The sequence below is a fragment of the Campylobacter massiliensis genome (assembly GCF_014253065.1).
In the GTDB taxonomy this organism is placed as follows: Bacteria; Campylobacterota; Campylobacteria; order Campylobacterales; family Campylobacteraceae; genus Campylobacter_A; species Campylobacter_A massiliensis.
In genome coordinates this window covers 192,044-217,067 of sequence record NZ_JACLZK010000002.1, presented here as the reverse complement: position 1 = coordinate 217,067, position 25,024 = coordinate 192,044, and the positions used below count along the sequence as shown (strand labels likewise).

Genomic DNA, 25,024 nt, shown 5'->3' with positions numbered 1-25,024 from the left:
CGCATTTACGTATTTTTGATATTCGGCGAAAATTTGCAAGCGATTGCAAGAGGCTTGTTACCCTTTTGCGGTTTGTAAATTTAGCTTTAGTATAGGCTGGGCGGTTAAATTTGACGCCGAAGCGACGCGGTCTTGGTTTGGCCTACGTTTTATGATTTTTATAGTTCGTAAATTTTGCGCAAGCATGGCGGATGACGATAAAATTTGACCCGCCGTTTTTTAAATTTAGGGCGGCGATTTGCCGTCGTCGATATTTTTACCGTTTTTACAAATTTTACACCGCTTGTAAATTTGCTTCCATTCTTGCTGTTTGTTTTACGGCTACGTTTTGCTTACCGAATTCGACTACGATTTGATTGTGCCAAGCCTAAAGGATCCGAAAATCTTACCGAAAAATTTAGATAAAATTTCAAGCGGTAATTTTTCCAAAGTCGCGCTTGAAATTTGATACGCACAAATTTGTAATAATGTTTCGCCGCTCGCCATCAACCTGATTCTAGCTACTAAATTTTCCCACCTTATATTACCGCAATCTCGATGCTTTTACTTACAAATACCTCTTGCAGCTTGCTTTCAAACATCCGCTTGATCTCGCTTTCAAGCACGCAGTTACCCTCTCGCTCGAGGCGGCAGATCACGTTCCCTTCTTCGCCTGCGCTTAGGCAGACGCAGTTAAAATAACTCTTATCCGAAGCATTGTCCGAGACAAGGTAAACAAGCCCGCCTTCAGGGATAAAATTTCCCTCCTCAATCCCGCACGGCGTGGACATTATCTTTATCGCCGCTCCGGCGTAAAATTTCGCGCCGTCTGCAATATCTTTAACGTTTATCCACATGGCCATTTTACGCTTCTTTTTCTAGATTTAGCTCCACGAGCGCGCTCTCGCCGACGATGCGAACGCCTAGCTTTTTTAGCGCCGCCGCGGTTAGACCGTCGCCGCTAACGAGCCGCCCGGTAAAGCTTCCGTCGTAGATCTCGCCACTTCCGCAGCTTGGGCTTCGCTCTTTTAAAATAGCGATTTTACAGCCGTTTTCTCGGGCGATATCGGCGCAAATTTGTGCACCCAAAAGAAACTCATCCGTCACGTCGCGGCCACTAAATTTAGTTAGCACTCGTCCGTTTGAGCAAATTTCGGCAGGTTCGCGCGGGGTCGCTAGTCCGCCCAGATACTCCGGACAAACGACGATTAGCTCGTAAATTTGTCTAAGTTTTGCAAGCTCGCCTGCGCAAATCGCGTCTGCGTTATTGCCGCCGTTATATTTGCAGTTTTCGCCGAGCAGACAGGCGCTGATTAAAATTTTGGGTTTATTTTTCATAGTTGGTTCCAAATTTGATAGTTCGGCAAGCGTTATTTCGCTCAAAATTTACTAACGCTTCGGACGGCAAATTTAAAACGTTCGTCAAATTTGCCGTCAAATTTAGCCGAATTTGAGCCGACTCGCACAAATATAAAGCCGGCCCAAAACGTCAAATTTTAGCTTAAAGCCCGGCCTCTTTTTTGATCTTATCTATATACATTTGCCTTAGCATCGGCACGTATTTGCCGACTTTACCGCCGTTTATCGGCTTGCCGTCGGCCTTGACGACGGGCAGTAGCGGTAGTGTCGCAGCCGAGATAAACACCTCGTCGGCTTCGTAAACGTCTTGCATCGTAAACGGTCGCTGTCTGATCTCTAGCCCCGCCTTTTCGGCAAAACCAAGGATCACTTTGCGGCGGATGCCCGGCAAAATCTCGTTTGAGAGCGGTTTGGTTATGAGGACGTTATCTTTTATGATAAACGCAGACGAGCTAGTAGCCTCGGTCACAAAGCCGTTTTCGACCATGAAGCCCTCGTAGGCGCCGGCTTTTACGGCTTGTTCTTTGGCGTAGCACTGCGCCAAAAGCGAGATGGACTTGATGTCGCGGCGCTTCCAGCGGATATCCTCGACGCTAACGACCTCGATGCCGGTCGCGGCGTCAGGGTTTGCGACGATATCTTTTTCGTAGCAAAAGACGAAACAAGTCGGCTTTAAGCCTTTTATAAATTTAAAATCCCTATCGGCGACGCCGCGAGTGATCTGCATGTAAACGCCGCCTTCTTTTAGGTTGTTCCGCCAAACGACTTCCTCTAAAACGCCCTGAAAATCGCTCTTTGAAAGCGGCAAGCTTAACTCGATCGCAGCTAGGCTCCTCTCAAATCTCTCCCAAAAATCCTCCCTATCCACGAGCCGTCCGTTTAGCACCGGCACGACCTCGTATATGCCGTCGCCAAAGATAAATCCGCGGTCAAATGCGCTAACTTTAGCCACCGCCGCGTCAATAAATTCGCCGTTTAGATATACTATTCCGTTCATTTTTTCTCCTTAAAATTTAAGTAATTTTAGCTCAAATACTCTTAAAAAAGCGTTGCCTTAAGTCCAAATTTTAGCTTGGATTACGAAGTTTTTGATATAATTGGGGCTAAATTTAAGGACAATCAGAAAAATGAAAAATAACGCGTTAAAAAATTTGATCCTAGAAAATATCTTCGTTATATCGAAGCAACCCGTGTTGTTTCGCGATCTACTCGAAGCAAACTGCCTTTTTAACGAAGGCATGTTAGTAGATCCGGCCAAGCTAAATTTTAAATTTCGCTACGCAAGAACTTACCTTGTTTACGGCCTTTTGTGCTTCTTCGTGTTTTTTGTTTTGCTGCTTTTGACGCATCATATTTTTACTAAGCTTGACTTTCACCTCTCGATCGTTAGCGCGGTGGTGGGCACTTCGGCCGTTTTTATCGGCTTTGATATGTTTAAAATTTGGGCGAGAAAAGCTGTGAGTAAAGAGCTCATAAAAAAGGCTTGGAGCGTGCATTTTCCGTATTTTAGCTACGAAAAATACTCCACCAAAGTCGAGATGATCTACAACGAAGCGGTAAAAAACGAAATCCCGCGCAAGGACCTGGAGCAGTACGTCCTAGAGCGCCTAGTCGCGCAGTCTGAGGCCGGGGTTTAGTTATTGCAAAATAAGCGGGTCTAAAATTTGATTTTTGTATTTCATTCGCTCGAGTTTCAAGCGAAGCTCTCTGTTTTCTTCGAGCAAGACGTCGCGTTTGCCGCTTAGATCGCCGATTTCGCGACTGATGTAATAAATTTGATTCGTGATGTAAATTTTAGGTAAAAACAAAGCAAGCGCGATAAAAAGCCCGAGATACGCCGTCGCTAGCGTTTTGTAGTCTAAATTTCGTTCCTTTTTTTGCTCGCCGCCGCTAAACTCTAAAACCTCGTTTTTATCTTGCATTTTTACCTCTTGAAATTTTAAAAATCCTCATTTTCGCACAGCTTGAGCGCGGATTTGCCTTGATCTCGGCAGCACACGGCGTTACCGCTTTTTTGCTAACGATTTTACCCAGCGCGTTATTCCCTCCGCACATGCATCTAAGGGCCTGCGGCGGACAAATACAGCTTTGCGCCCACTGCCTAAATTTATTTTTTACGATACGATCTTCTAGCGAATGAAAGCTGATTATCGCCACAGCGCACTCGTCGATCTGCGAATCCTCGATGCTTTGTAGCAAATTTTGCAGCTCTCCAAGCTCGTTGTTTACCTCTATCCTTATCGCCTGAAAAGCTAACGTCGCCGCACTAACGCTACGTCCGTTTATGCCCTTTAGCCCGATTATTTGCGCGAGGCGTTCGGCGCTTTTTATCTCGCCGTTTTGCCTGGCTTCTACTATTTTAGCGGCAAATTTGGCGGGATTTGGTAGCTCGCCATAGCTCTCAAATATACGCTCCAGCTCTTTTGCGCTGTAAGAATTTACGACGTCGTAAGCCGAAAATTTAGCCTGCGCGTCCATCCGCATATCTAAATTTTCGCTTTTTAAGCCAAATCCTCGCTCGTTTTTATCTAGCTGTAACGACGAAACGCCGATGTCGGCTAGGATACCGCGAATTTGACCTTGCTCTACTTTGCCCAAAATTTCTAAAAATTTACTTTTAAAATTTTGTGCTTTTTGACAAATTTTTTTTAGTTTTTCGGTGCTAATTTTGATCGTTTCTTCGTCTTGATCGCAGGCTATAAATTTTACTTTTTGTTTTTGCTCAAAAATCGCGCTGGAATGCCCGCCGTATCCGAGCGTACAATCGACAATCGCGCCGCTTTTTATATCCGCAAAAGCTTGCAAAACTTCATCAAGTAGCACGGGAACGTGTGGGGAGTTCAAATTTAGCCTTTATTTTTTGTGTATAATAACAAAAAAAGTTTATAAAAGGTTAAAATGGACTTAAAATACTGCGCAAGCGAGATCAGTAACATCGCTCTTTCGATGTTTAGAAAAAACTTTTTCGGCGTCTTTCACGGCTCTATTTCGGCTAGAATTCAGCACGACTCTTTTTTGATAAATAAAAGAACAACGATTTTCGATAATCTCAAAGAAGAAGATCTCATAATGCTAAACTCAAAAAGGGATTACCGCTGGAACGATGCTAGCATAGACGCGGACATCCACCTAAATATATACAAAAATATAAATGAAGCCAAATATATCTGCTACGCCATGCCGCCATACCTAACGGCTTATACTTTGGGACATTCTTTTATTCGCCCGAGGGATTATTTCGGCTACATCAAACATCACGAGATCCCGATTTATGATCCAAAACAGTTTGATGACTGGTATGAACGCGCAGATACAGAAATTTATCGTTATATGTTAGAGAATAAAACTAACATAATGGTCATCAAAGGATACGGCGTATACGTGCATAGCAGGACCTCGTATCAGCTGGCAAAAGACGTCGCAATCCTTGAAAATACGTGCAAATTGCTAAGCGTAGCGCACCTTTACGAGTCGGAGCGCAACTAACGTTTTTAAGAATGTTAGTAATTTTTTTGAAATTTTATCGATAAAAAGCACGTTTTTAAGGTGATATTTACGAAATTTCAGTAAAATAATGCATAAAATTTTTATAAATTTGAAGGAAGTAGATGATAACTTGGATGCAAAAGCATAGAAAATACCTCGTCGTGACCATCTGGGTGAGCACGATAGCCTTCGTCGGAGCGGGCTTCGTCGGATGGGGAGCATACGATCTAAACGCGAGCAGAGCTAGCTCGGTAGCTAAGGTCGGACATAGAAATATAAGTATCCAAGAGTTTCAAAACAGATACGGCCAACTCCACGCATACTATAGCCAGCTTTTTGACGGGCAGCTAAGCGATGAAAAAGCAAGCGAGCTAGGCATAGAAAATTTAGCCTTAGAAGCTCTAGTAAACGACGCTATGCTTTTAAATTTCGCCGATGACTTGGGGCTGGGCGTAAATGACGAAGATATAGTAAAATACATAATCGCAGACCAAAATTTCCACTCGAACGGCAAATTTGATAAAGAGCTTTACAAAAATACTTTAAAAAGAGCCAGAACTACTGAAAGTGAATACGAAGAAAGCTTAAAAAACGTAATACTTTTAGATAAACTAAGACACGCTCTCAATTTGCCTGCAAATGCTCAAGATATAGATATGCTAACGGCTAGCTTTTTGATGCAGGATAAGATCTCAATGCAAGTCGTAGAGGCTAGCGCAGACGAAGTAAAAATAGAGGAAGACGCTGTAAAAAAACTATGGGAAGAGCACAAGAACGAATACAAAACCATGACCGAATTTAAGCTTGATACTAAATTTATCCCGGCTATATCAAGCGATGCAAATACTAATGAGCTAACAGAATTTTACAACGAAAACAAAAACGAATATAAAGGTAGCGACGACAAGATAAAAGATTTTGAGGCTGTAAAGGATGAAGTCCTAAAAGACTACAACCTAAAGCAAACTAAAAAAGTCGCGCTTGAAGAGTATCTAAAAATCAAAAAAGACGAGAAACAAGCGGACGTATCGATATCTACATTTGAAGATAATGCAAGCTTGCCGATGGATGAGCTAAAACTAGCAAAAAAGGGCGATACTCTAAAGCCGTTTGAATACGAAGACGGCTATATAATAGTAAAAGTAAAAGAGATCGTAGCGCCGAGAGTAATGACTTTTGACGAGGCGAAGGATCAAATTTTAGAACTTTACAAAGAGCAAAAAACAAAAGAAATCGTAGAAGCAAAAGCAAAAGAGTTGCTTGAAAAAGGATTTCAAGGTACCGATATAGGATTTGTTAGTAGAGATACCGTAAAAGCCGAAGGCGGGCTAAGCGAGGGCGAGTTTAACGTCTTCGTCAATCGCCTGTTTGAAAAGGGCGGCAAAAAGGGCTATGTATTGCTTGGCGACAAGGCTGTAGTTTACGAGATAGCGGAACAAAAACTAACAAACAGCGAAAAAGAGAAAGAATATAAAGAGATAATAACTCAAAATGTAGGTTTCTTAAAAAATAACGAGCTTATTAGGGATTTGAGCGGTGCGCTTTCTAAGCGTTATAAAGTAGAATATTACGTTAGTAAAAAGTAAAATATTTTAAAAAGGTATTGAATTGGGTACTAAAATTTTAGGCATCGACGTAGGTTCCGTTCAAATTTGCGCTGTTATAGGACAGCATGATGAGACAGGGCTTAAAATAATCGGAATAGGAACCGCAAAAACTCAGGGCATAAAAAAGGGCGTCATAACAAACATTGAACTAGCTTCAAAATCAATAAAAAGCGCTTTAATAGACGCTCAAAGGATAGCCGGCACTCGCTATGAAAAAGTAGTGGTGTCAATCTCAGGAGCTTACACGAAAAGCGTCGAAAGCAACGGCGTAGTAAACGTACCGACATATGAAATCGGCATAAAAGAGATCCACCGCTCAATGTCCGAGTCCGAGCGAAGAGCGCAAATCCACAGCGACTACGAGAAGCTTCACATACTTCCTTATAATTTCAAAGTAGATGACCAAGAGCACATAGAAGATCCTTTGGGCATGAACGGAAGCAGGCTCGAGGTGCAAACTCATATCATAATGGCGCAGAAATCATCTCTGAGCAACCTCAGAAAAGCGTTAAATTTAGCTGGAGTCGAGCCTGATAATATCGTACTTTCGAGCTACGCTTCGGCTATCGCGACGCTAAATCAAGATGAAAAAGATTTAGGCGTAGCATTTATAGATATGGGCGGCGCCACGTGCAATATGCTGGTTCATTCCGGAAATTCGATAAGATATAACGAATTTCTAGGTATCGGCTCGGCTAATATCACAAACGACCTTTCTGCCGCACTTCATACGCCTATTTTAAAGGCTGAGGAAATAAAGCTAAGCTACGGCTCTCTTATAAATAAAGCAAATGAGCTAGTCGAAATCCCTCCGATAAACGACGACGGAAAGACACAGGAAGTATCTCTTGACGTTATCTCAAACGTAATTTACGCAAGAGCCGAAGAGACGCTTATGATACTAGCTAAGATGCTTGAAGATAGCGGATACAAAGCCTCTATAGCGGCAGGCGTAGTGCTCACGGGCGGTATGACTAAGCTTGAAGGCATCAGGGAGCTTGCTTCGGTTATATTTGACAATATGCCGGTTCGCATCGCAAGACCGAAAGAGATGGAAGGGCTTTACGAAATTTTACGAGATCCGGCAAATTCTTGCGCGATCGGACTTTGTATGTACGGCGCAGGCTACTTTACGCCTTACGAGATCGACTCCGAAAAGAAAATGCGCTTTAAAGACGAAGCTATCTTGAGAAATAAAAATTTAAAAAATATAGTGGACGATTCCAAATCCAAGAACAAAGACGACAGCAAAAAGTCCGACGAAAATGGAGAGAAAATTTTCAACGGAACGGTTTTGGACGACAACTATATAGACGATTTAAGAATTGACGACGAAAGAACTTTGCAAGACGAACTAAACGAAGATGAGAGCAAAAAAGAGAAAAAACCAAACGTATTTTCTCAAATTTGGAACAAACTAACACAACTATTTTAAAAGGAGACTGAGTTAAGATGGGTAACTTTATGGTAGAAGAGAAAAAACCTTCATACGGCGCTAAGATAAAAGTAGTGGGCGTAGGCGGCGGCGGCGGCAATATGATCAATCATATCATCAGAGAAAGAGGCGGCGAGATGGATATCGAGCTAATAGTCGCCAACACTGACGTAAAGGCGCTAGATAGCTCTTTAGCATTTACTAAGCTTCAGCTCGGAGAGAAGATCACAAAGGGTCTTGGCGCAGGCATGAATCCAGACATAGGAAGCAAGGCTGCTCAGGAAAGCTACGAGGAGATCAAAACTGCTCTTGAGTATTCAGATATCGTATTTGTGGCTTCTGGTCTTGGCGGCGGTACGGGTACGGGCGCAGCTCCTATCGTAGCGCAAGCTGCAAAAGAAATAGGCGCTCTAACGATAGCAGTCGTAACTATGCCGTTTGATTTCGAAGGCAAAAAGCGTTACAACCTAGCTCTAAAAGGCCTTGACGAGCTCAAAAAAGAGTCTGACTCTATAGTCGTAATACCAAACCAAAGACTAAAAGCGCTTATAGACAAAAAAGCAGGCATCAAAGAAAGTTTTAAAATAGTTGATAATGTTTTAGCTCGTGCCGTTAGCGGCATGTGTACCATCGTACTTGACTCAGGAAATAGCGATATAAACTCCGACTTTGCGGACGTCAAAAAGGTAATGGAGCACCGCGGTATGGCGCTACTTGGCATAGGCGAATCAGAGGGCGAAGGCGCAGCGCAAGAAGCCATCAAAAATGCCATCCAGTCTCCGCTACTAAGCGACATCACCATAAACGGCGCTGTGGGCGTTCTAGTTCACTTTAAATACCACCCTGATTCTCCTTTCAGCGATATCGAAGAGGCAATGTGCTTGATACAAAATTCAGTCGATGACGATGCCGATATCATATGGGGCACAACGAGCGACGAAAGCTTTGAGAACAACAGAGTTCAGGTTACTATCATCGCCACCGGCTTTCAGGGTAGAGAGGATGAAAATCCTACCGTAGCCGCTCCTGCTCCTGCTACAATAAATTCTAAAAACTCATTTTTAGATCAAAGAATAAGCAGACTAAAAGTCAGCGGCGGATACAACAGCGAAGAAGCATCTATAGTTCTCGAAACACCATCTTACATCAGAAACCAAATGGATTAATAAAAAGGATTGGGCTTCCAATCCTTTTTAAATTTAACCATACCGCTTTTTTGAATATCTAAAATAGCATAGATTTGAGCTTCTATTTTTAAGATTTCAAAATAGTTTGATGCATTTTACCAACTACAAATACTACAGTATTTTATAGATAACAATAAAGCAAAGCTATATCAAAGATTTTGTGCACTATTATTTTCCGAGCCAAAATTTAAATCGCGAGAAGCTTAAATTCGATTACTATATGCAGCTTAAATTTACTCGCAACAAGGACGATTCGAAACGATCACAACAAAAGATTACGCCTGTATACAATCACCAAGCAAGAGCAAATTTAGTAAAATAACATAACTATTTAAAATTAACTGTGCGGCAATAGAAATTTGTCATTAAAATATCTCTTTAGAAGCAACTAGGATTGCCGTCGCGCTAGTAAAGATAAGAAATACAGATGACTTAAACAAGCCGTAGCGACGTATTTTGAAAAATCTATCTCAAAACTACGATAAAATTTGCGTAAGTTTAGATCAACAACCAGTAAGCGAGTTATCAACTTGAATCAAATTTGTGAAACTGTTCTACGCACTCTACTGCATGGTCCTTATTTTGCCAACAACGCATCTATATCTCCCAAAACAGGATCGGGCGCGAAGGCCGGCACTATCTAGCTCATCATTCGTATTTAGGTACAGAGACGAGCTTGTCCGGATAAAGCAATACGTGCCCCGAACAAGCTTATAAACAGATTAAAACCGAGGTCAAATTTTGCCGAGCTGTCGGCTAAATTTGACCTTGCATAACGCCAAAATCACGCTCCCAGCGCCGCCCTCACCTCGTCGCTCGCCATCTCGATACTCCACGCAGGCTCCCACACGAGATCTATCTCACACTCTTTTACGCCGTCGACGTTTAGCACCGCCGTCTCCACCCAGCTTAGTATCATCTCATGCAGCGGGCACGAGCGCGTAGATAACGTCATCGTGACCTTTGCCTTGCCGTTCTCGTCGCAAACCACGTCGTAAATCAGCCCCAGGGACACGATATCAAAACCAACTTCGGGATCGACGATGTTTGAGAGCGCGCCGTAAATTTTTTCTTTCATTTTTCTTCCTTTACTCCAAATTTCGTAAATTTAAAAACATTTATCATATTTATCGCGACCAAAACGATACTAACAAGCAAGCTAGCCACGCCGCAGTGCGCGAGCGATTTTATCTCTAGCCATACTCCAAACTCGTAGAGCACAAGCCCAATGGCGTTAAAGCCGATGCCGATATATGCGGGCTTTTTAAGGATCATCTGATCTAGTAGCGGCACTTTTGTCTTGCCCACAAAGGGCGCTACGTAGTGATACCAGATGAGAAACGGCGCGATCTTGTAAAGATGAGCCGCGATAAATGCAAACAAAAAGCCGTAAATCAGCATAAACACCGCCATATCGTATCTATCCGCCGCGATAAATGCGCAAAACAGCACAAAGGCGGCGAGCGAAAGAGCGATATTGACATTCCAGTAGTCATAAGCCTTGCGAACGCGCTTTTTTAGGATATGCAGCGCCTCGGCGACAAAGCAAATGATCGCCGCCCCAAAGGCAAAGTACGTGTAAATCTCGCCAAAAAAGAGCAAAACTCCCGCCAAAATATAAAATCCGAAGGAAAATTTGCTAAGCGTAAATTTTAGATCGTGCGCCAGGGCAAACATCGGCAGCAGCACGGTCGCCACGCCGACGATAATAAAAAAAACAAAGCCGAGCACGAAATAGACGTGAAATTTAAGTGCGAACATAAAATCCATCGGCAAAGTGCCCGAAAGTATCATCAAAAGGCAAAATCCAAGCGAGATGCCCGCGAGTAAAAATATCGCCGAAACAAAGAGCATAAACGCCGTGAAGCTCTTTTTTTCATTATCCATAAAGCTAACGATATAGGTCGTGCCAAAAAACAGCAGCGCCAGAAAAAGCGCCATGCCACCGCCGTGCAAAAAGCCCGTCTTACCGCTGATCATCCCGTAGCTCATCGACGCCACGCCCGCGCAGTAAAGGACTAAATTTGCCACCGCGCCCTTGATCGTCGAAAACGGCTTTTCTAAAATCACCGAAGTGAGCTGATAAAGCGCACCGATGATGATGCTCATAACAAAGCCGACGAAAAACACGTGTAAAAATCCCGCCGTCTCAAGCCCCGCGATCGTCTCAAAATCCGCCGCGAAAAAGGCGGGAATGCTCGCGATCAAAAAGCAAATGCCCGCGATAAAATAACCGCCCACCAGCTTAAAAGGCGGCGCAAAGGTGTTTAAAAGCATAGCCTATCTCAGTGACAAAGGCTTGTGTCTACGTTTTTGACGTCTGCGCCTTGTTTTAGGCTAAAGGTCATCTTGACCGCTCCGCCCTCTAAATCCTCGCGCTCGATGTCAAATTGCTCCGCAATTTTAGGGATCAGTCCGGCGGGGAATTTGTGATTTACCATCACGATTTTGGTGTTTTGGTTTGCAAATTTGATCGCTACCAGCGCATTTACCATAGGCTCGGGCGGTACGCACGGACGGCTGTCAAAGCCGACGAAATCAACGCCGCTTTCGCTATATCTATAAAACGGAACCGTCGCGCCATCGGTATTAAACTGCTCGGCGCCTTTAAAAAAATCGCTCATTTTTTATCCTTGTTTTAAATTTGGATAATTATACTCTTATTTTGCGCACGGGCGTCTTGACCTTGCTTAAGGGGTTAAATTTTAAATTTATCGGTCGCGGAGTCAAATTTGAGCGGCGAAACCCGAGCGTTGAAGGCGTGAAATTCCAAGATAAGATAAATTTGGCGGCGTAAATTTGACCGCCGAAGGGCAAATTTTGCGTCTTTAAATGGCATAAAATTTGAGCCAAAACGCCTAGCAGTACTGCTTGTAGCCTTTTTTACAGAGCTGTTTTTTGCCCTCTTGTTTTAGGATTTCGTTTTTGCTCTCGCCGTTATAGGTCGAGTTTTGGTCGCTGCCGCCGACCTTTTCGCCGTTTACGTAGATATTGGCCGCATAAAGCCCCGCCAAAAATACCAAGAAAATCAAAATTTGCTTCATAAATCGCTTTCAATTAAATTTAATCTCCAAAGCGCAAGCAAATCGCAGTCCAAATTTAAAGCCGACAAGTCAAATTTGAGAAAATATCGTTCGCGTAAGATCGGCAAATACGAGTCAAGCTACCGTCCAATATGCGGGCTAAATATTCAATGCGGCGAAACGGCGCAGTCAAATTTACGCCGCCTCGCCGCAAAAACGATCAAATTTTAGTGTAAAAAGTGGCGCACGCCGGTAAAATACATCGCCATGCCGTGCTCGTTTGCTGCAGCTACGACCTCATCGTCGCGGATACTGCCGCCAGGCTGTATCACGGCTTTTACGCCCGCCTCGCTTGCGATATCGATGCTATCGCGGAACGGGAAAAACGCCTCGCTAGCAAGCGCGCAACCGCATAAATCAAGCCCCATATCGCGTGCCTTGGCCACGGCCGCACGCGCGGCGTCTACGCGGCTAGTCATACCCATACCGATGGCGACTACGGCGCTGTTTTTCACGTAGACGACGCAGTTACTTTTCGTGAGAGCCGCGACCTTCCACGCGATCTCGAGGTCTTTTAGCTCGGCTTCGCCGGCTGCGCGCTCGGTTTGTAGTTTCATATTTTCTAGCTCGCTAGCTTTCACCTCATCGCTTTGCTGATAGACAAAGCCGCCGTCAACGTGCTTGAAGTCGTATTTGTCGTTTGCGCGCTGTAAAAATTTATTGCCCTGGGTGAAAATTTTGATGCGCTTTTTGGCTTCAAATACCGCAAGCGCATCCTCGTCCACGTTTGCGGCGATGATGACCTCGACGTAGATTTCGTTGATTTTTTCGGCCAAAGCGCGGTCTAGCGTGCCGTTTATCGCCACGACTCCGCCGTATGCGCTCACGGGATCGCATTTTAGCGCTTCGACGTAGCTTTCTAGCAGATTTGATTTTACGGCAAAACCGCAAGCGTTAGCGTGCTTGACGATGGCGACCGCAGGAGCGGCGTCAAAGCTGCTTGCTAGCGCCAAAGCGGCGTTTATATCGGTGATGTTGTTAAAGCTAGCTTCGCCTTTTAGCGCGGTGAAGTTGTTGCTGAAAAAATAATCAAACTCGTATAGCGCGCCCTTTTGGTGCGGGTTTTCGCCGTAACGCGCGTCAAAAACCTTGCTACCGGCGATAAATTTCATCTCGCCAAAACCGTCGTTAAAGCGCTCGTTCATATAGTTTGCGATCATTGAGTCGTAGGCCGCGGTGTGCTCGTAGGCTTTTATCATCAAATTTCGCCTAAAAGTAGCCTTCTCGCTCTCGTCCGCGCCCCCTATGACGCGCAAAACCTCGTCATAGTCAAGCGGACTCGTGACGATATAAACGCTAGCGAAGTTTTTAGCCGCCGAGCGCACCATCGCAGGGCCTCCGATGTCGATGTTTTCGATGATCTCGTCAAAATCATCGGTGCGGATGGTGGTTTGCTTAAACGGATATAAATTTACGCAGACCAGATCGATGCCGCCGATGCCGTGCTGCGCGGCTTGGCTCACGTGGTTTACGTCGTTTCGCTTGTGCAAGATCCCGCCGTGAATCTTTGGGTGCAGGGTTTTTACGCGCCCCTCAAACATCTCGGGCGAGCCCGTATATTCGCTCACTTCGACCGCTTTTACGCCCTGCTCTTTTAGCAGTTTGTGCGTGCCGCCCGTACTTAATATCTCAAAACCTAGTCGCTCGAGTCCTTTGGCAAACTCTACAACCCCCTCTTTATCGCTGACGCTGATTAATGCTCTCATTTATATTCCTTTCTTTTGCCGGCTTGTCTTTTGAGTGCTTTTTCGAGATTTTGCAAAATTTTCGCTCCGCAGGCTATATGCCTAGCGCACGCTCAATTTTGCTTCAAAACTCGAAAAATCATCTCAAAATACCGCACCGAAATTTGGCTGAATTTTACAAAAACCTGGCTAAAATTTACGAATTTAAAAGGCGAAGTATCGTGAGATGATTTTGGACGTTGCGCCAAAATTTTCGACCGAAGATAGAACAAGTAGTTCATCGAGGGAGAAAATTTTAAGCTCGTTCAAAAGCACTCGCGAGACAAGCCTCTAAGTCGTACTTTGCTTTATGGTTTCATACGCCTCATTTATCTCTTGCAGTTTTCTGGTACTTTTCTCTATCATCTCCTCGCTCTCGCCGCGCCCCATAAGGATATCTGGATGATATTTTTTTACGAGTTCTCGGTAGCGCTTTTTTACCTCGTCAAACGGCGCGTCCTCTTTTAGCCCGAGCACTGCGTACGGGCTTTTCGTACGCATTTCGTAAGGATTTCTCCGCGTCTGCCTTTGATCGTAAAATGCCTCAAACCTCGCCAGTATCGCTTCAAAAATACCCTCGTCAAGCCCAAATCCTGAGGCGATCTGCTCGATGATATTGCGCTCGCTTTTGCTAAATTCGCCGTCTATGTAGGCTAAATTTAACAAAAACGATATCTTTGCGGCCGCGGCGTCTTGGCCAAGACGGAAGCGATCTCTGTACTGCCGCGCGATAAAATAGGCATTATGCACCGTCTCTTTTTCGCGGTTATAGATCTGCTTTAGCTCCGCTCTCATCGCTGCGTCGTTACCGAGCCTTAGCGTGATATCGTCTAGCGTCTCGCTGATGAGGCGAGCCTCTAGCTCATTTACCCTGCCGTCGCTTTTGGCGACTTTGGCGAGCAGGCTAACTAGAAATTTAGCCTCTTCAAACATCGCCCGTTTTCGCGAGCCACCTAAATTTGCGGGATTTTGGCTAAAATTTGTGACCAGATAGTAAATCCCGCAAAAGATCAAAAACCAAAAAATAAAATTCAAAATATCACCATAAATGATAAATTGTATTTTTGAGTTTGCCGCCTACTAGCTCGTTTTTACGCCACGAGCTCTCGTCGTTCATCACGTTCCAGCGGCGCTCGTCGGGGCGGTAGAACCAGTCTTTGTCGATCTGATAATAAATCTGCTTGCCGTTTGCCTCGATGATGTTTGCGATGTTGTTGTCGTGATAGCTGTTCTCGTCGTAGTCGGTAAACGCGCGCTGTCCCATCTCGGAGTAAAGAAGCGTAAGCTCCTGAAGCATCTCGTTTAGCTCGTTGTCCATCTTTTGCACGTGCAGTCCGATCTCCTCGGCCTCGCGGAAAAGTATCGGATAATCATGCGCCGGGTAGTCGCTGTTTAGGCGCTCGGAGATGTTTTGGATCTTTGCCTCGTCGTTCATGTGATAGCGCAAAAGCTCGCAGCAAATCTTAAGCGAGAGCGAGCTAGCGCGGTCTACGGCGCCGAAAACCAGCGGATGGATGTAGTTATATAGCGATTTATACGGGTTTTCGTCGTTGTCTTTTTCGTGCATTTTCCACAGCTTTATCACGCGGTTTAGCTCGTCCATCGACACGCTAACGCGCTCGTTGCCGTTATCTATCGGGCTCATCGCGTGCTTTAGCGAGGTATCGACGGCGGTTAGATACGCTAGCGGCCCCATCACGATCTCGTTTGCGCCAAGCGCCATCATCGTCGCGGCCGACGCGCAGTTAGCCGGGATGAGCGCGGTGATGTTTTTGCAGTAGTTTCTAAGGGTGCTAATAATACGAAGTGCTGCGATACCGCTGCCGCCGTCGCTTTTGATAAACAAAAACGCGTTTTCTATCTTTTTGCCCTTTAAAATTTCATACATCGCGCTCGCGTCGTTGCCGCAGACGCTGCCCGCGTTTGAGTTGTAGTAGGTGATGAGCGTGCCGCCCAGTTTGGCCTCGACCGCCTTTAGTACCTGCTGAGTCTCGCTAAATAGCACCGGCGGCTTAGCTACGCTTTTTTGATCCATTCCTCTGCCCTCCTTTTGCGGCTGTTCTTCTTCTTTGTTGTTTAAAAAGTCTTTCCAAGACATCTACTTTCCTTTCAAATTCGTATTAAATTTTACTTTTACGGTCGCCTGCAAGCTCGTCGAGATATCAGATCATCATCGCGAGCTACTTAAATTTGATCAAATTTGACGCCAAAGCGCGCGGATGAATATCGCCGAGGCAAGCTAAATTTAGCAAGCGTCAAATTTACGCCGCTCAAATTTAGTTCGGCTAAACCTGCCGTGCCAAAATCGGGCGTCAAATTTTAGTCCTCCTGGCGGATGATTGCGGCAAATTTATTAAAATAGACCTCGCTCACGTCGCTTAGCTTTTCATCGATATCATTTAGTTTAAATTTATCTCCGCCCACTGCGCCGATTTTTTCAAATTTGACGCCGTGTTTAGCGGCTAGAGATTCAAATTTAGCCTCGTCTTTTACGCCGACGATCGCGCGAGAAAAGCTCTCGTCAAAGATGAAATTCGGCTTTTTAACGTCAAATTTGCACTCCGCGCCAAGCCCGCTTAGGCACGCCATTTTTGCTAGCGTTATGGCTACGCCACCCACGCCTACGCTGTTTGCAAACTCTAGCGCGCCCGATTTGTTTGCCTCGATGACCAGATCCCACATCGCGCGCTCTTTTTTATAGTCCACCGCGGCCAGCTCGCCGCCCACTGCGTCAAATAGCGCCTTAGCGTAAAGCGACGCGGCAAATTCGCCATTCGTCTCGCCAAGCAGGTATATCGCCGTGCCGGCGCACGTAAAGACGCTTGGCAGGCTCGCATTTGCGTCCTCGTTCACGCCCACCGTCACGATCGCGGGCGTCGGATAGACGCTCACGCCCTCGGTGTCGTTATATAGGCTCACGTTGCCGCTGACGACGGGCGTATTTAGTTCGCGGCAAGCCTCTTTGATACCCTCGCAGCCCTGCGCGAACTGCCACATGACCTCCGGATTTTGCGGATTGCCGTAGTTTAGGCAGTCGGTGATGGCTAGAGGCGTCGCTCCGCTCATCGCGACCTTTCGTCCGGCCGCCGCGACCGCTCTAGCCGCGCCGATTTTGGGATCTACGAAATTCGCCCGCGGGTCGCACTGCGCCGCCATCGCGATCGCCCTGCCCGTTTCTTTCACGCGGATAACCGCAGCTCCGAGGAGTCCCGGTTGCTTGATGGTGTTTGTTTGGATATTTGCGTCGTATTGATCGTAGATCAGCGACTTGTTTAGCACCTCTGGCTCGCCAAGCAACTTCCAAAACGCGGTTTTATTATCCGCACTCTCCGGGATTTGCAAATTTTTGATCTCGTCTAGGTATTTTGGGCGCGCAGTCGGTCGGTCAAGCACCGGAGAGGCTTCGCTAAGCGGCGCTATCGGTATCTCGCCCGCTAGCTCGCCGTGCCAATAAAGCTCCATCATGCCGCTGTTTGTTACCTCGCCGATGATCTCGGCGTCTAGATCCCATTTTTTAAATATCTCGAGTATCTTTTGCTCGCAGCCCTTTTTGGCGCAGATGAGCATACGCTCCTGAGATTCGCTAAGCATTAGCTCATACGGCGTCATGCCAGTCTCGCGCATAGGCACGCGATCTAGATACATCTTCATACCGCTGCCGCTGCGTCCGGCCATCTCAAAGCTACTAGACGTTAGCCCCGCCGCGCCCATATCCTGGATGCCTACGACGTAATCGGTTTTAAATAACTCCAAGCACGCCTCCATCAGCAGCTTTTCGGCAAACGGATCGCCCACCTGCACGGTCGGACGCAGAGATTTGTTTGCGTCGTTAAAGCTATCGCTCGCCATCACGGCACCTCCGAGCCCGTCGCGGCCGGTCTTTGAGCCGACGTAGATCACTGGATTGCCGATGCCTTCGGCCCTTCCGTAAAATATCTCGTCGCTCTTACAAAGCCCGAGCGCAAATGCGTTTACTAGGATGTTGCCGTTAAAGCTAGGATCAAACGTCGTCTCGCCGCCGATAGTAGGTATACCCATGCAGTTGCCGTAGTGAGCGATGCCTGCAACCGCGCCTTTTAGTAGGTAGCGCTGTTTTTTCGCGTTTTCGCTCTCGCCGCGCACCTCGCCGAATCGTAGCGAGTTCATGTTTGCCACGACCCGCGCGCCCATCGTAAATACGTCGCGCAGTATCCCGCCCACGCCCGTCGCCGCGCCCTGAAAAGGCTCGATGAAGCTCGGGTGGTTGTGGCTCTCCATCTTAAACACCGCCGCAACGCCGCCTCCGACGTCGATGACGCCCGCGTTCTCGCCAGGACCCTGGATCACCCACGGTGCCTTGGTCGGGAAGCCGTTTAGGTACTTTTTACTCGACTTGTAGCTGCAGTGCTCGCTCCACATAGCAGAAAATATCCCAAGCTCGAGCAAATTAGGTTCTCTGCCTAGGATTTTTAGGATCTCCTCATACTCTTGATCGCTGATTTTGTGCGCTTTTACGGTAGCTTTGTCCATTTTTAGCCTTTAAAAAATTTTGGTTGATTTTACTTAAATTCGTATAAAAACTTGATAAACCAAAGGGGCGAAAACGAGGCAAAATTTGACGGGTGAAACAAGAGGCTAAATTTAACACGGCAAGCTAAAAATATTTTATTTGTAATTATTGATTCGACTTCAAATTTGACTGAAAATCGGCATTTTTGCGGTGCGGGTCTTGGCGAGTGGCTCAAATTTTAGACAAATGCCAATTTTGAAGCAACTGTGGAAAATTAAAAATTTAAGCATATTAGCACCCTAAATTTGACGCAAGAGCGTTCGACGCTATGTAAATTCGGCGGGCGATTACCCGCCGCAAACGACTATTTGCTCGGCATGCTATGGTAGCAAAGTATGTTTAGCAGGATGCGTCCTTGCTTTTTGAGGTCTTGCTCGATGACGTCTTGTTTAAATTTCGCAGAGGTTGCCTGCTCTTTAGCTTCGGCTAGTTTGCTGCTCGGCAGGTTAAATTTAAAGTCCAGATTTTCTATCTCAAAGCCCTTGTTTCCGACTATCTTCGCGTCGATCACGGTAGCGAAAAACTCGTCAGACGCGCCCACATAGTAGTTCGTCACGCTTCTGGCGCTTATAGGTTCGCCGCTAAAAAACGCCTTGCAAACGGGAGATTTTTGCGCGCTATAAACCACGCTCTCAAGGATCCCGCCGCCAAATTCGTAAAACTTAAATTTCTTTGAGTTTTGTAGCTTTTTTATCTCGTCTTTATCGCTCAAATCTACATTTTTACCGCTATCTAGATCAATCACTATCAGAGTTTTTACTCCGTCGCCGCTTGCATAAACCCAGCCTAGATTTTGGCTCGCCGAGTCGCTCTCGCCCGGCGATTTCACCTCGGCCCTACCCATATAGTCGCCGAATTTTTCCTCTTTTTTGCCGCCGCTCATCTCGTAGACTGTAGTCTCGGTTATAAATCCGATCTGCTGTATGCTAGCGTCGTTTTCCATATACGTACGCCACGCTCTCTCGCCGCCTATGTCGCCGGTAATGCCCGCGCAACCGCTAAATGCCAACGCCGCGACAGCCGCCGCTACCGTCTTAAAAATCATCGTATTTTTCATTTTTATCCTCTTTACTTCTCGCTCAAAGAGCAAATTTGATTAAGCCTCGGCTCATACCCGCGCAACTCGTTTTGGATTTTTTCCTCAAATTTAGGCGTTTTTTCGGCTACTTCTCGCGGACTGTCTGGATTTGTAAAATTTTCTATATGAGATTTTAAAAGTAGCGCGCCGCCTTTGGACGAAATTTTTGCCTGCGTTATAACGGCCGTAAAATACCGTTTTTCTAAATTTTGCGTATCATAGTAGCTAGATACGGATTTCACGCTAACGTCGCCGCCTTTTTTAAATGCCTCGCAAACCGAAATCGGCGCCTCAAAAACCGCTACCGTCGTCAAATTTGAGCTAAATTCATAAAATTTGATCCGCCGAGCATCCCAAAGCTCGGTCGCGCTCGCTTCATCCTTTAGATCAAACTCCGCCTCGGTATCGGCATCTTTTAGCATAAACGCTCTATCGCCGCTTTTATGGACGGCTCCGAGCCTAAAAGGTAGCCTGCTGCCCTCTTTTTTAGTAAGAGCAAAGCCTGTAGTCTCGCCGTCTTCAGGCTGAGTACGAAAATCGCGCGAGAAAAACGCCGTCAAAAAGGCGACCTCCCTAACGGTGCCATCAGTACCCAGATATCTCGTCCAGTTGTCCTCCGGAACGTCGATATTTGAGACGTCTTGCTCTGCTTTGTTTGCGCTGCTAGTGATGCCGGCGCAACCGCTAAATGCCAAGGCTGCGACGGCTGCTAGAAATAATTTTTTCATCTCGCGCTCGCGTTTAAATTTGATAAAAAAGATCAGTTTTTAGGCGCGGCGCAAACGATGTTTGATAGGATTCGCTCCTGTTTTTTAGCGTCGGCATCTATGACTTTACTCCTAAATTCCGCAGATCGAGCCCGCGTCTGAGTGCTGGCTAGCTTGCCGTCGCTAACGAAAAATTTAAAGTCTAGATTTTTGATCTCGGCGCTTTTGCCCTTTTTCACTCCGATATCCATCACGGTTGCGAAAAACTCGCTATTATTCGCGCTTTCTTTATCGTAATAATTAGTCACTGCACTAGCTTTTACGGTCTTGCCCGCTGCAAAACTCTCGCACACGGCGCCCGAGTCCGAGCTAAAAACCACGCTCTCTAGCATACCGCCGCCAAACTGATAAAATTTGACCTTTTTAGCCTTTTTTAGGGCTTCGTGCTCGGCTTTATCGCGCATATTTATGTATCGGTAGCCGAATTGCTCTTTATCGTTAAGCTCCAAAACTATAAACGAAGTTCCGTTTTGCGCGTACATGTCGCCAAGCTTCAAGTTTTGACCGTCTCTTTTTATGAGCGCCATACCGATAATATCGCCGTTTTTTTGCGCATAGGTTGCGCTCAAATTTTCCGAGAAAAATGCGATATTGCCGACAGTGCCGTCATTTTCTAGATATTTAATCCAGCCTGGCGCAGGTGATACTACGCTACTCGCTAGATGATCCTGTGAAGGCATGCAGCCGCCTAGCAACGCAGCTAGGGCGGCTGTAGATAAGATTTTTTTCATTATTTTTCCTTTTTAGAGAGTAAAATTTGATCATTTGCCCAGACAAAAGTTGCTAAACATTTCGTCTAAAATTTCGCTTCTCTCAAACGGCTTCGTGATCGACGAGATTTGCTCTATCGCCGTATTTAGCTCATAAGCAAAAAGCTCGAGCTCGGACTCGGCGAGCAAATTTAACGCCCTTTTTATAGCTTCGCTCGCCGCTTCGCAGCTTGAAATTTGACGAGTGGAATTTAGCAGTATCTCGCTCGTCTCCTGAGCGTCGAGATAGGTTTTTAGATTGCTTATTATCTCGTCTGTTCCTTGCTTTGCACAAATTTTTATCGGATTTTCGGGACTTGTAAATTTAACGCCGAGGTCGCATTTATTTAGAACGTAAAAAATCTTTTTTTGCGAGTTTTTTAAAAGCTCCAGGATCTCGCTATCCTGCTCATCAGCCTCCTGCGACGCATCAAAAACGGCCAGGATGACGTCAGCCTCCTCGATAGCCCGCAGCGAATACGAAATACCGATCTGCTCGATCTTGCCCGCGTTTTTGCGGATGCCTGCAGTGTCTATGATGCGTACTAGATGAGTGCCGATTTTTAGGGCTTCCTCGATGCTGTCTCTAGTCGTGCCGGCCTCGTCGCTGATGATCGCGCGCTCATAGGACAAAAGCGAGTTTAAGATCGAGCTTTTGCCGACGTTTGGCTTGCCGACTATCGCGATTTTAAAGCCCTCGAGCAACCCTTTTCTGCTCTGGCTTATGGCGACGATTTTATCTAGTTTAGCGCTGTTTTGTTTTAGCATTTGGCTGATACTCTCCAGCAGATCGGCAGGCAGATCGTCATCGGCATAGTCGATGCTAGTCTCCACGAATGCCAGAGTTTTTACGAGCTCGGAGCGGATTTCGTCCGCAAATTTAGCCAGGTCGCCCCTCATTGTGCGCGCGATGATTTTAACGCTATCCTCGCTTTTTGCGTTTATGAGCGAGTTTATCGCCTCGATCTTGCTAAAATCCATCTTACCGTTTATGAGCGCTCGTTTGCTAAACTCTCCTGCGCGCGCGAGTCTGGCGCCGTTTTTGATGAGCTCGCCTAGGATCAAATTTGCCACCGCTAATCCGCCGTGGAGCTGAAACTCCACCACATCCTCGCCCGTGAAGCTGTGAGGAGCCTTGAAGTAAATAAGTAGCGCTTCGTCGATAAGCTCGCCTTCGGCGTAAATTTTAGTTAGAGTAGCATAACGCGGAACAAGAGAGGTGATTTTGGTGAGTTTTAGAGCTAGACTAAGGGCGTCCGCGCCGCTTAGCCTGATGATGGAGATCGAGCCTACGCCGTGCGCGGTGGCGACGGCGGCTATGGTCTCGTTCATTTTTTGATAAAGTCGTTCACGACTACAAACTGCCCGTCGCTATTTGACTTTACGCTTACGTATTTGTCGGGGAATTTTTCGCGCAGCTTTTCAAGAGCGATCTTAACTAAAACGCCGTCTAAAGACTTGGTTTTAGCCTTGCCTGTTTCCTCTACGCGCTCGATTATTCCCTTTAGATACTGATCGATCGCGGCTTCTTGATTTTGCAAAAATTGCGCGATTTCAAGGCGTACCGCAAGGCCGTATTTCGAGCTGATCCAATTATAAAGCAGATACGAAATCGCCTTGTAGCGGTAGCCCTCTTTGCCTATGAGTAGCGCCGCATCCTCGCCGTCAAGCTCGATTATTACGGTCTCGTCGTCAAATTTACGCACGTCTATCTTGTTTATAGTAAAGAAATTTCCGCCAAAAAGCTTCTCTACGCCCTGCTTTATCTCGGGCAATACTTTATCGATGTCGGCTTTTGGTTTTTGTTCCTTTTGCTTTTGCGTCTGGGTACGATCGGCGCGGGAGTCTTGTTTTTCTTTTTTAGCTAAATTTGGCGCGGCTTGCGTCAAATTTGCCTCGCCGCCGGAAGCTTGCGAGCCTAAATTTTCGCTGCTTCCCGCTTTTTCCTCACCTTCGTAAAAGTCGTTTTTATTAAAGGTATCGATGATCGAGTGATCGAGGATGCTTTTGCTGCTCTCTTTTTTGGGTTGTTCTTTTTTATGCAGCTCTTTTTCTTTTACCAGAGGTTCTTTTTGCGGTTGCGCTTCTTCGACTTTAGACTCGTTTACCGCGCTGGTTTCGCTTTGCTTTGCCGCATGATTTTTATGATGATCGTGGCGATTTTTATGATTTTTTTTCTTTTCGCTTCGGTGATTTTGCTCTTCGCCAGAGTTCTCTTTTTTCTTAAATTCCTTCTTTTTTTCGCCGCCGTTTTCTTTATGACCGTTTTCGCGAGCGGCTTGAGGGACTTTTTTTGCTTCTTTATGCGCGCCCTCTTTTACGGCTTCGATGATCGCCGTTTTTTTGAAAAATCCCAAAAAACCCGCACTTGGATTTTGCAAAATCTTGATATCAAGCTCGGTAACGGAGCAGTTTAGCTCCTGCGCGGCCTTTTGAAAGGCCTCTTGTAAATTTGCGGCTTCTATTCGCATCAGGCCTTTACCTCCGCTTTTTTATGCTTTTCAAAGAGCTTGTTTACAAAAACTTGCTGGATGACCGAGCAGACGTTGTTTACGAACCAGTAAAGCGTAAGTCCCGCAGGGAAGGTCACGAAGAAAAACGTAAAGATAAGCGGTAAAAATTTCATTATCTTTTCTTGCATCGGGTCGCTAAACGTGGTCGGCGTGAGCTTTTGTTGAAGGAACATAGTCGCACCCATCAAAATAGGTAGTACGAAATACGGATCCATCACCGAAAGGTCGTGTATCCAGAGTATCCACGGCGCCGCTTTTAGCTCGATCGCGTTTAGTAGTACGCGGTAAATCGCAAAGAAAATCGGAATCTGCATAAGTATCGGCAAGCAGCCGCCCATCGGGTTGGCGCCGTTTTTCTTATATAGCTCCATCATGTGCATATTTAGCTTTTGCGGATCGCCTTTGTATTTGGCTTGCAGCTCTTTTACCTTCGGCGCTAGATCTTTAAGCTTGTTCATCGATAGCATACCCTTGTAGGTGAACCAGGAAAGCGCAATCCTAACAGTCAGCGTTAGTACGACGATCGCCCAGCCCCAGTTACCGATGTAACCGTAAAGCCAATTTAAAAACGCAAACATCGGTTTTGCGATAAAGGTAAACCAGCCGTACTCGATGACGTCCACGAGCTCCTCGTTTATCTGACTTAAAGTCGCGTGGTCTTTAGCGCCGATGTAGCCTTTAGCTTTAAAATTTTGCTCGCCTTTTACGAATATCACTGCATTTCCCGCGCCATCTTTTGAAACTACGGGATTTAAAAGTCCGTCAAATTTGAAAAATAAAGCCGTGTAGTATCTGTCGCTAGCCGCGGCTATATTTACGTTATTAAAGCTCTCGGTCGCGTCTACGTCGCCGTCCTCGATGATAGTTAGCTTGCCGTCGTTATGCTTAAGTAGCGCGCCGTGGACGGTATAGCTGTCGATAGCTACGTTTGGACGAAAGCCCGGAGTCACGTAGTATTCGCCCGCGCTCACTCTGAGGTCTAGGTCATAGCTTCCGTTTGGATAAAACGTAATTTTCTTAGTTACGCTAGAGCCTTCCAAATTTTGCGTTAAAACTATGCTTTTTGGCTCGCTAGTTAAATTTATCTCGCTAACGTCGCTCGCGTAGGCTACCTTGAAGGCCTGCTCGTTTAAAGCCTTGTCGCTAAAGCGAACCTCAAGCGGTAGCGGCTGAGCGCCTGCTAGCTCGATACGCTCGCCATCGGCGTTTTTGTATTTTTCGTCGTTTAGATAAAATTTAGAAATCCTGCCCAGCTCGTCGATGCGCGCCTCAAAGTGTTCGCCCTTTATCACGGCGATCTCGCGGCTTTGCGTCGTTGCAGCTTGCGGAGCACTAGCTCCTGATGCGGTTGCGCTCGGAGCGGCGTTTGCTTGGCTTGATTGCTGCGCAGCTACGGTTTGGTTTTGATCTAACGGCAAATTTTTAGGAATAAAAAAATAATCGTAAGCGATAAAAAAGATAAAAGATAAAACGGTCGCTAATATCACGCGTTTTTGAACTGACATATT

The 25,024-nt window shown here is 46.0% G+C and carries 26 protein-coding genes; 5 read left to right on the top strand and 21 right to left on the bottom strand.

From position 1 onward, the window contains the following. Positions 1-518: 518 nt before the first annotated feature. From H7R39_RS07680 to H7R39_RS07670, 3 genes are all read right to left on the bottom strand, one after another. The gene (locus tag H7R39_RS07680) at positions 519-842 is read right to left on the bottom strand and encodes a hypothetical protein (protein ID WP_185898695.1); all 324 of its coding nucleotides are present in this window, start codon (positions 840-842) and stop codon (positions 519-521) included. Between the two features lies 1 nt (position 843). Next, positions 844-1,317 (bottom strand): DUF523 domain-containing protein, encoded by a 474-nt coding sequence (locus tag H7R39_RS07675; protein ID WP_185898694.1) that lies wholly within the window; start codon positions 1,315-1,317, stop codon positions 844-846. A 163-nt stretch (positions 1,318-1,480) separates the two neighbouring features. After that, positions 1,481-2,335 carry a D-amino-acid transaminase gene (locus H7R39_RS07670; protein ID WP_185898693.1) on the bottom strand — a complete coding sequence of 285 codons (855 nt, stop codon included), beginning with the start codon at positions 2,333-2,335 and terminating at the stop codon, positions 1,481-1,483. A 130-nt stretch (positions 2,336-2,465) separates the two neighbouring features. Here H7R39_RS07670 and H7R39_RS07665 point away from each other — a divergent pair, with 130 nt between their 5' ends. Then, positions 2,466-2,975, top strand: a complete 510-nt coding sequence (locus H7R39_RS07665; RefSeq protein ID WP_185898692.1) for a hypothetical protein — start codon at positions 2,466-2,468, stop codon at positions 2,973-2,975. Here the strand turns inward: H7R39_RS07665 and H7R39_RS07660 are convergent, their stop codons facing one another. Together H7R39_RS07660 and rsmH are read right to left on the bottom strand one after the other, a co-directional pair. Next, positions 2,976-3,260 carry a hypothetical protein gene (locus H7R39_RS07660; protein WP_122863615.1) on the bottom strand — a complete coding sequence of 95 codons (285 nt, stop codon included), beginning with the start codon at positions 3,258-3,260 and terminating at the stop codon, positions 2,976-2,978. It abuts the gene before it with no gap. Continuing rightward, positions 3,250-4,182, bottom strand: a complete 933-nt coding sequence (gene rsmH / locus H7R39_RS07655) for a 16S rRNA (cytosine(1402)-N(4))-methyltransferase RsmH (RefSeq protein WP_185898691.1) — start codon at positions 4,180-4,182, stop codon at positions 3,250-3,252. Before rsmH ends, H7R39_RS07660 begins: the two co-directional genes overlap by 11 nt. Positions 4,183-4,236: 54 nt before the next feature. On the opposite strand from rsmH, the gene H7R39_RS07650 reads away from it, so the two are divergent. The 4 genes from H7R39_RS07650 to ftsZ all read left to right on the top strand — a co-directional run bounded on the left by H7R39_RS07650 (position 4,237) and on the right by ftsZ (position 9,032). After that, positions 4,237-4,824: a class II aldolase and adducin N-terminal domain-containing protein gene (locus H7R39_RS07650; protein WP_185898690.1), complete on the top strand. Its 588-nt coding sequence runs from the start codon at positions 4,237-4,239 to the stop codon at positions 4,822-4,824. A gap of 122 nt (positions 4,825-4,946) precedes the next feature. After that, positions 4,947-6,410 carry a peptidylprolyl isomerase gene (locus H7R39_RS07645; RefSeq protein ID WP_185898689.1) on the top strand — a complete coding sequence of 488 codons (1,464 nt, stop codon included), beginning with the start codon at positions 4,947-4,949 and terminating at the stop codon, positions 6,408-6,410. Positions 6,411-6,432: 22 nt separating this feature from the next. Beyond that, complete coding sequence (gene ftsA / locus H7R39_RS07640) at positions 6,433-7,866, top strand: cell division protein FtsA (protein ID WP_185898688.1); 1,434 nt, start codon at positions 6,433-6,435, stop codon at positions 7,864-7,866. Positions 7,867-7,883: 17 nt separating this feature from the next. Beyond that, positions 7,884-9,032 carry a cell division protein FtsZ gene (gene ftsZ / locus H7R39_RS07635; protein WP_185898687.1) on the top strand — a complete coding sequence of 383 codons (1,149 nt, stop codon included), beginning with the start codon at positions 7,884-7,886 and terminating at the stop codon, positions 9,030-9,032. 805 nt (positions 9,033-9,837) lie between these two features. Here the strand turns inward: ftsZ and H7R39_RS07630 are convergent. From H7R39_RS07630 to yidC, 16 genes are all read right to left on the bottom strand, one after another. After that, positions 9,838-10,131, bottom strand: a complete 294-nt coding sequence (locus H7R39_RS07630; RefSeq protein ID WP_185898686.1) for a metal-sulfur cluster assembly factor — start codon at positions 10,129-10,131, stop codon at positions 9,838-9,840. Beyond that, positions 10,128-11,330, bottom strand: coding sequence for a peptidase M50 (locus H7R39_RS07625; protein WP_185898685.1), 1,203 nt, complete (start codon positions 11,328-11,330; stop codon positions 10,128-10,130). The genes H7R39_RS07630 and H7R39_RS07625 overlap by 4 nt, the downstream gene beginning before the upstream one ends. A gap of 8 nt (positions 11,331-11,338) precedes the next feature. Next, positions 11,339-11,677, bottom strand: a complete 339-nt coding sequence (locus tag H7R39_RS07620) for a hypothetical protein (protein ID WP_185898684.1) — start codon at positions 11,675-11,677, stop codon at positions 11,339-11,341. A 28-nt stretch (positions 11,678-11,705) separates the two neighbouring features. Then, positions 11,706-11,906, bottom strand: coding sequence for a hypothetical protein (locus tag H7R39_RS07615; protein WP_185898683.1), 201 nt, complete (start codon positions 11,904-11,906; stop codon positions 11,706-11,708). 5 nt (positions 11,907-11,911) lie between these two features. Further along, positions 11,912-12,097, bottom strand: coding sequence for a peptide ABC transporter ATP-binding protein (locus H7R39_RS07610; protein WP_122873751.1), 186 nt, complete (start codon positions 12,095-12,097; stop codon positions 11,912-11,914). Between the two features lie 206 nt (positions 12,098-12,303). Beyond that, positions 12,304-13,842 carry a bifunctional phosphoribosylaminoimidazolecarboxamide formyltransferase/IMP cyclohydrolase gene (gene purH / locus H7R39_RS07605; RefSeq protein WP_185898682.1) on the bottom strand — a complete coding sequence of 513 codons (1,539 nt, stop codon included), beginning with the start codon at positions 13,840-13,842 and terminating at the stop codon, positions 12,304-12,306. A gap of 309 nt (positions 13,843-14,151) precedes the next feature. Next, complete coding sequence (locus H7R39_RS07600) at positions 14,152-14,895, bottom strand: TerB family tellurite resistance protein (RefSeq protein ID WP_185898681.1); 744 nt, start codon at positions 14,893-14,895, stop codon at positions 14,152-14,154. Between the two features lie 4 nt (positions 14,896-14,899). Continuing rightward, positions 14,900-15,958: an SDH family Clp fold serine proteinase gene (locus H7R39_RS07595; protein WP_004320299.1), complete on the bottom strand. Its 1,059-nt coding sequence runs from the start codon at positions 15,956-15,958 to the stop codon at positions 14,900-14,902. Between the two features lie 86 nt (positions 15,959-16,044). Further along, positions 16,045-16,176 carry a hypothetical protein gene (locus H7R39_RS11470; protein WP_267455014.1) on the bottom strand — a complete coding sequence of 44 codons (132 nt, stop codon included), beginning with the start codon at positions 16,174-16,176 and terminating at the stop codon, positions 16,045-16,047. A 3-nt stretch (positions 16,177-16,179) separates the two neighbouring features. Further along, complete coding sequence (purL, locus tag H7R39_RS07590) at positions 16,180-18,369, bottom strand: phosphoribosylformylglycinamidine synthase subunit PurL (protein WP_185898680.1); 2,190 nt, start codon at positions 18,367-18,369, stop codon at positions 16,180-16,182. A 344-nt stretch (positions 18,370-18,713) separates the two neighbouring features. Next, entirely contained in the window at positions 18,714-19,466 is a 753-nt protein-coding gene (locus H7R39_RS07585) for a hypothetical protein (RefSeq protein ID WP_185898679.1), read from the bottom strand. An 11-nt stretch (positions 19,467-19,477) separates the two neighbouring features. Then, entirely contained in the window at positions 19,478-20,215 is a 738-nt protein-coding gene (locus H7R39_RS07580; protein ID WP_185898678.1) for a hypothetical protein, read from the bottom strand. Positions 20,216-20,247: 32 nt separating this feature from the next. Next, positions 20,248-20,985, bottom strand: coding sequence for a hypothetical protein (locus H7R39_RS07575; RefSeq protein WP_185898677.1), 738 nt, complete (start codon positions 20,983-20,985; stop codon positions 20,248-20,250). Positions 20,986-21,015: 30 nt separating this feature from the next. Next, positions 21,016-22,335, bottom strand: a complete 1,320-nt coding sequence (gene mnmE, locus H7R39_RS07570) for a tRNA uridine-5-carboxymethylaminomethyl(34) synthesis GTPase MnmE (RefSeq protein ID WP_185898676.1) — start codon at positions 22,333-22,335, stop codon at positions 21,016-21,018. Further along, complete coding sequence (locus H7R39_RS07565; protein ID WP_185898675.1) at positions 22,332-23,474, bottom strand: Jag N-terminal domain-containing protein; 1,143 nt, start codon at positions 23,472-23,474, stop codon at positions 22,332-22,334. Before H7R39_RS07565 ends, mnmE begins: the two co-directional genes overlap by 4 nt. Next, positions 23,474-25,021: a membrane protein insertase YidC gene (gene yidC, locus H7R39_RS07560; protein ID WP_221892119.1), complete on the bottom strand. Its 1,548-nt coding sequence runs from the start codon at positions 25,019-25,021 to the stop codon at positions 23,474-23,476. Before yidC ends, H7R39_RS07565 begins: the two co-directional genes overlap by 1 nt. Positions 25,022-25,024: the final 3 nt, after the last annotated feature.

Excerpts from the sequence above, each read along its gene's own strand:
- mnmE (WP_185898676.1), bottom strand. The coding sequence starts at position 22,335 with ATGAACGAGACCATAGCCGCCGTCGCCACCGCGCACGGCGTAGGCTCG.
- purL (WP_185898680.1), bottom strand. The coding sequence starts at position 18,369 with ATGGACAAAGCTACCGTAAAAGCGCACAAAATCAGCGATCAAGAGTAT.
- H7R39_RS07630 (WP_185898686.1), bottom strand. The coding sequence starts at position 10,131 with ATGAAAGAAAAAATTTACGGCGCGCTCTCAAACATCGTCGATCCCGAA.
- H7R39_RS07610 (WP_122873751.1), bottom strand. The coding sequence starts at position 12,097 with ATGAAGCAAATTTTGATTTTCTTGGTATTTTTGGCGGGGCTTTATGCG.
- yidC (WP_221892119.1), bottom strand. The coding sequence starts at position 25,021 with ATGTCAGTTCAAAAACGCGTGATATTAGCGACCGTTTTATCTTTTATC.
- H7R39_RS07585 (WP_185898679.1), bottom strand. The coding sequence starts at position 19,466 with ATGAAAAATACGATGATTTTTAAGACGGTAGCGGCGGCTGTCGCGGCG.
- purH (WP_185898682.1), bottom strand. The coding sequence starts at position 13,842 with ATGAGAGCATTAATCAGCGTCAGCGATAAAGAGGGGGTTGTAGAGTTT.
- H7R39_RS07565 (WP_185898675.1), bottom strand. The coding sequence starts at position 23,474 with ATGCGAATAGAAGCCGCAAATTTACAAGAGGCCTTTCAAAAGGCCGCG.
- H7R39_RS07670 (WP_185898693.1), bottom strand. The coding sequence starts at position 2,335 with ATGAACGGAATAGTATATCTAAACGGCGAATTTATTGACGCGGCGGTG.
- H7R39_RS07650 (WP_185898690.1), top strand. The coding sequence starts at position 4,237 with ATGGACTTAAAATACTGCGCAAGCGAGATCAGTAACATCGCTCTTTCG.
- H7R39_RS07660 (WP_122863615.1), bottom strand. The coding sequence starts at position 3,260 with ATGCAAGATAAAAACGAGGTTTTAGAGTTTAGCGGCGGCGAGCAAAAA.
- H7R39_RS07665 (WP_185898692.1), top strand. The coding sequence starts at position 2,466 with ATGAAAAATAACGCGTTAAAAAATTTGATCCTAGAAAATATCTTCGTT.
- H7R39_RS07675 (WP_185898694.1), bottom strand. The coding sequence starts at position 1,317 with ATGAAAAATAAACCCAAAATTTTAATCAGCGCCTGTCTGCTCGGCGAA.
- H7R39_RS07595 (WP_004320299.1), bottom strand. The coding sequence starts at position 15,958 with ATGTCTTGGAAAGACTTTTTAAACAACAAAGAAGAAGAACAGCCGCAA.
- ftsZ (WP_185898687.1), top strand. The coding sequence starts at position 7,884 with ATGGGTAACTTTATGGTAGAAGAGAAAAAACCTTCATACGGCGCTAAG.
- H7R39_RS07580 (WP_185898678.1), bottom strand. The coding sequence starts at position 20,215 with ATGAAAAAATTATTTCTAGCAGCCGTCGCAGCCTTGGCATTTAGCGGT.
- H7R39_RS07625 (WP_185898685.1), bottom strand. The coding sequence starts at position 11,330 with ATGCTTTTAAACACCTTTGCGCCGCCTTTTAAGCTGGTGGGCGGTTAT.
- H7R39_RS07575 (WP_185898677.1), bottom strand. The coding sequence starts at position 20,985 with ATGAAAAAAATCTTATCTACAGCCGCCCTAGCTGCGTTGCTAGGCGGC.
- H7R39_RS07680 (WP_185898695.1), bottom strand. The coding sequence starts at position 842 with ATGGCCATGTGGATAAACGTTAAAGATATTGCAGACGGCGCGAAATTT.
- H7R39_RS07645 (WP_185898689.1), top strand. The coding sequence starts at position 4,947 with ATGATAACTTGGATGCAAAAGCATAGAAAATACCTCGTCGTGACCATC.
- H7R39_RS07620 (WP_185898684.1), bottom strand. The coding sequence starts at position 11,677 with ATGAGCGATTTTTTTAAAGGCGCCGAGCAGTTTAATACCGATGGCGCG.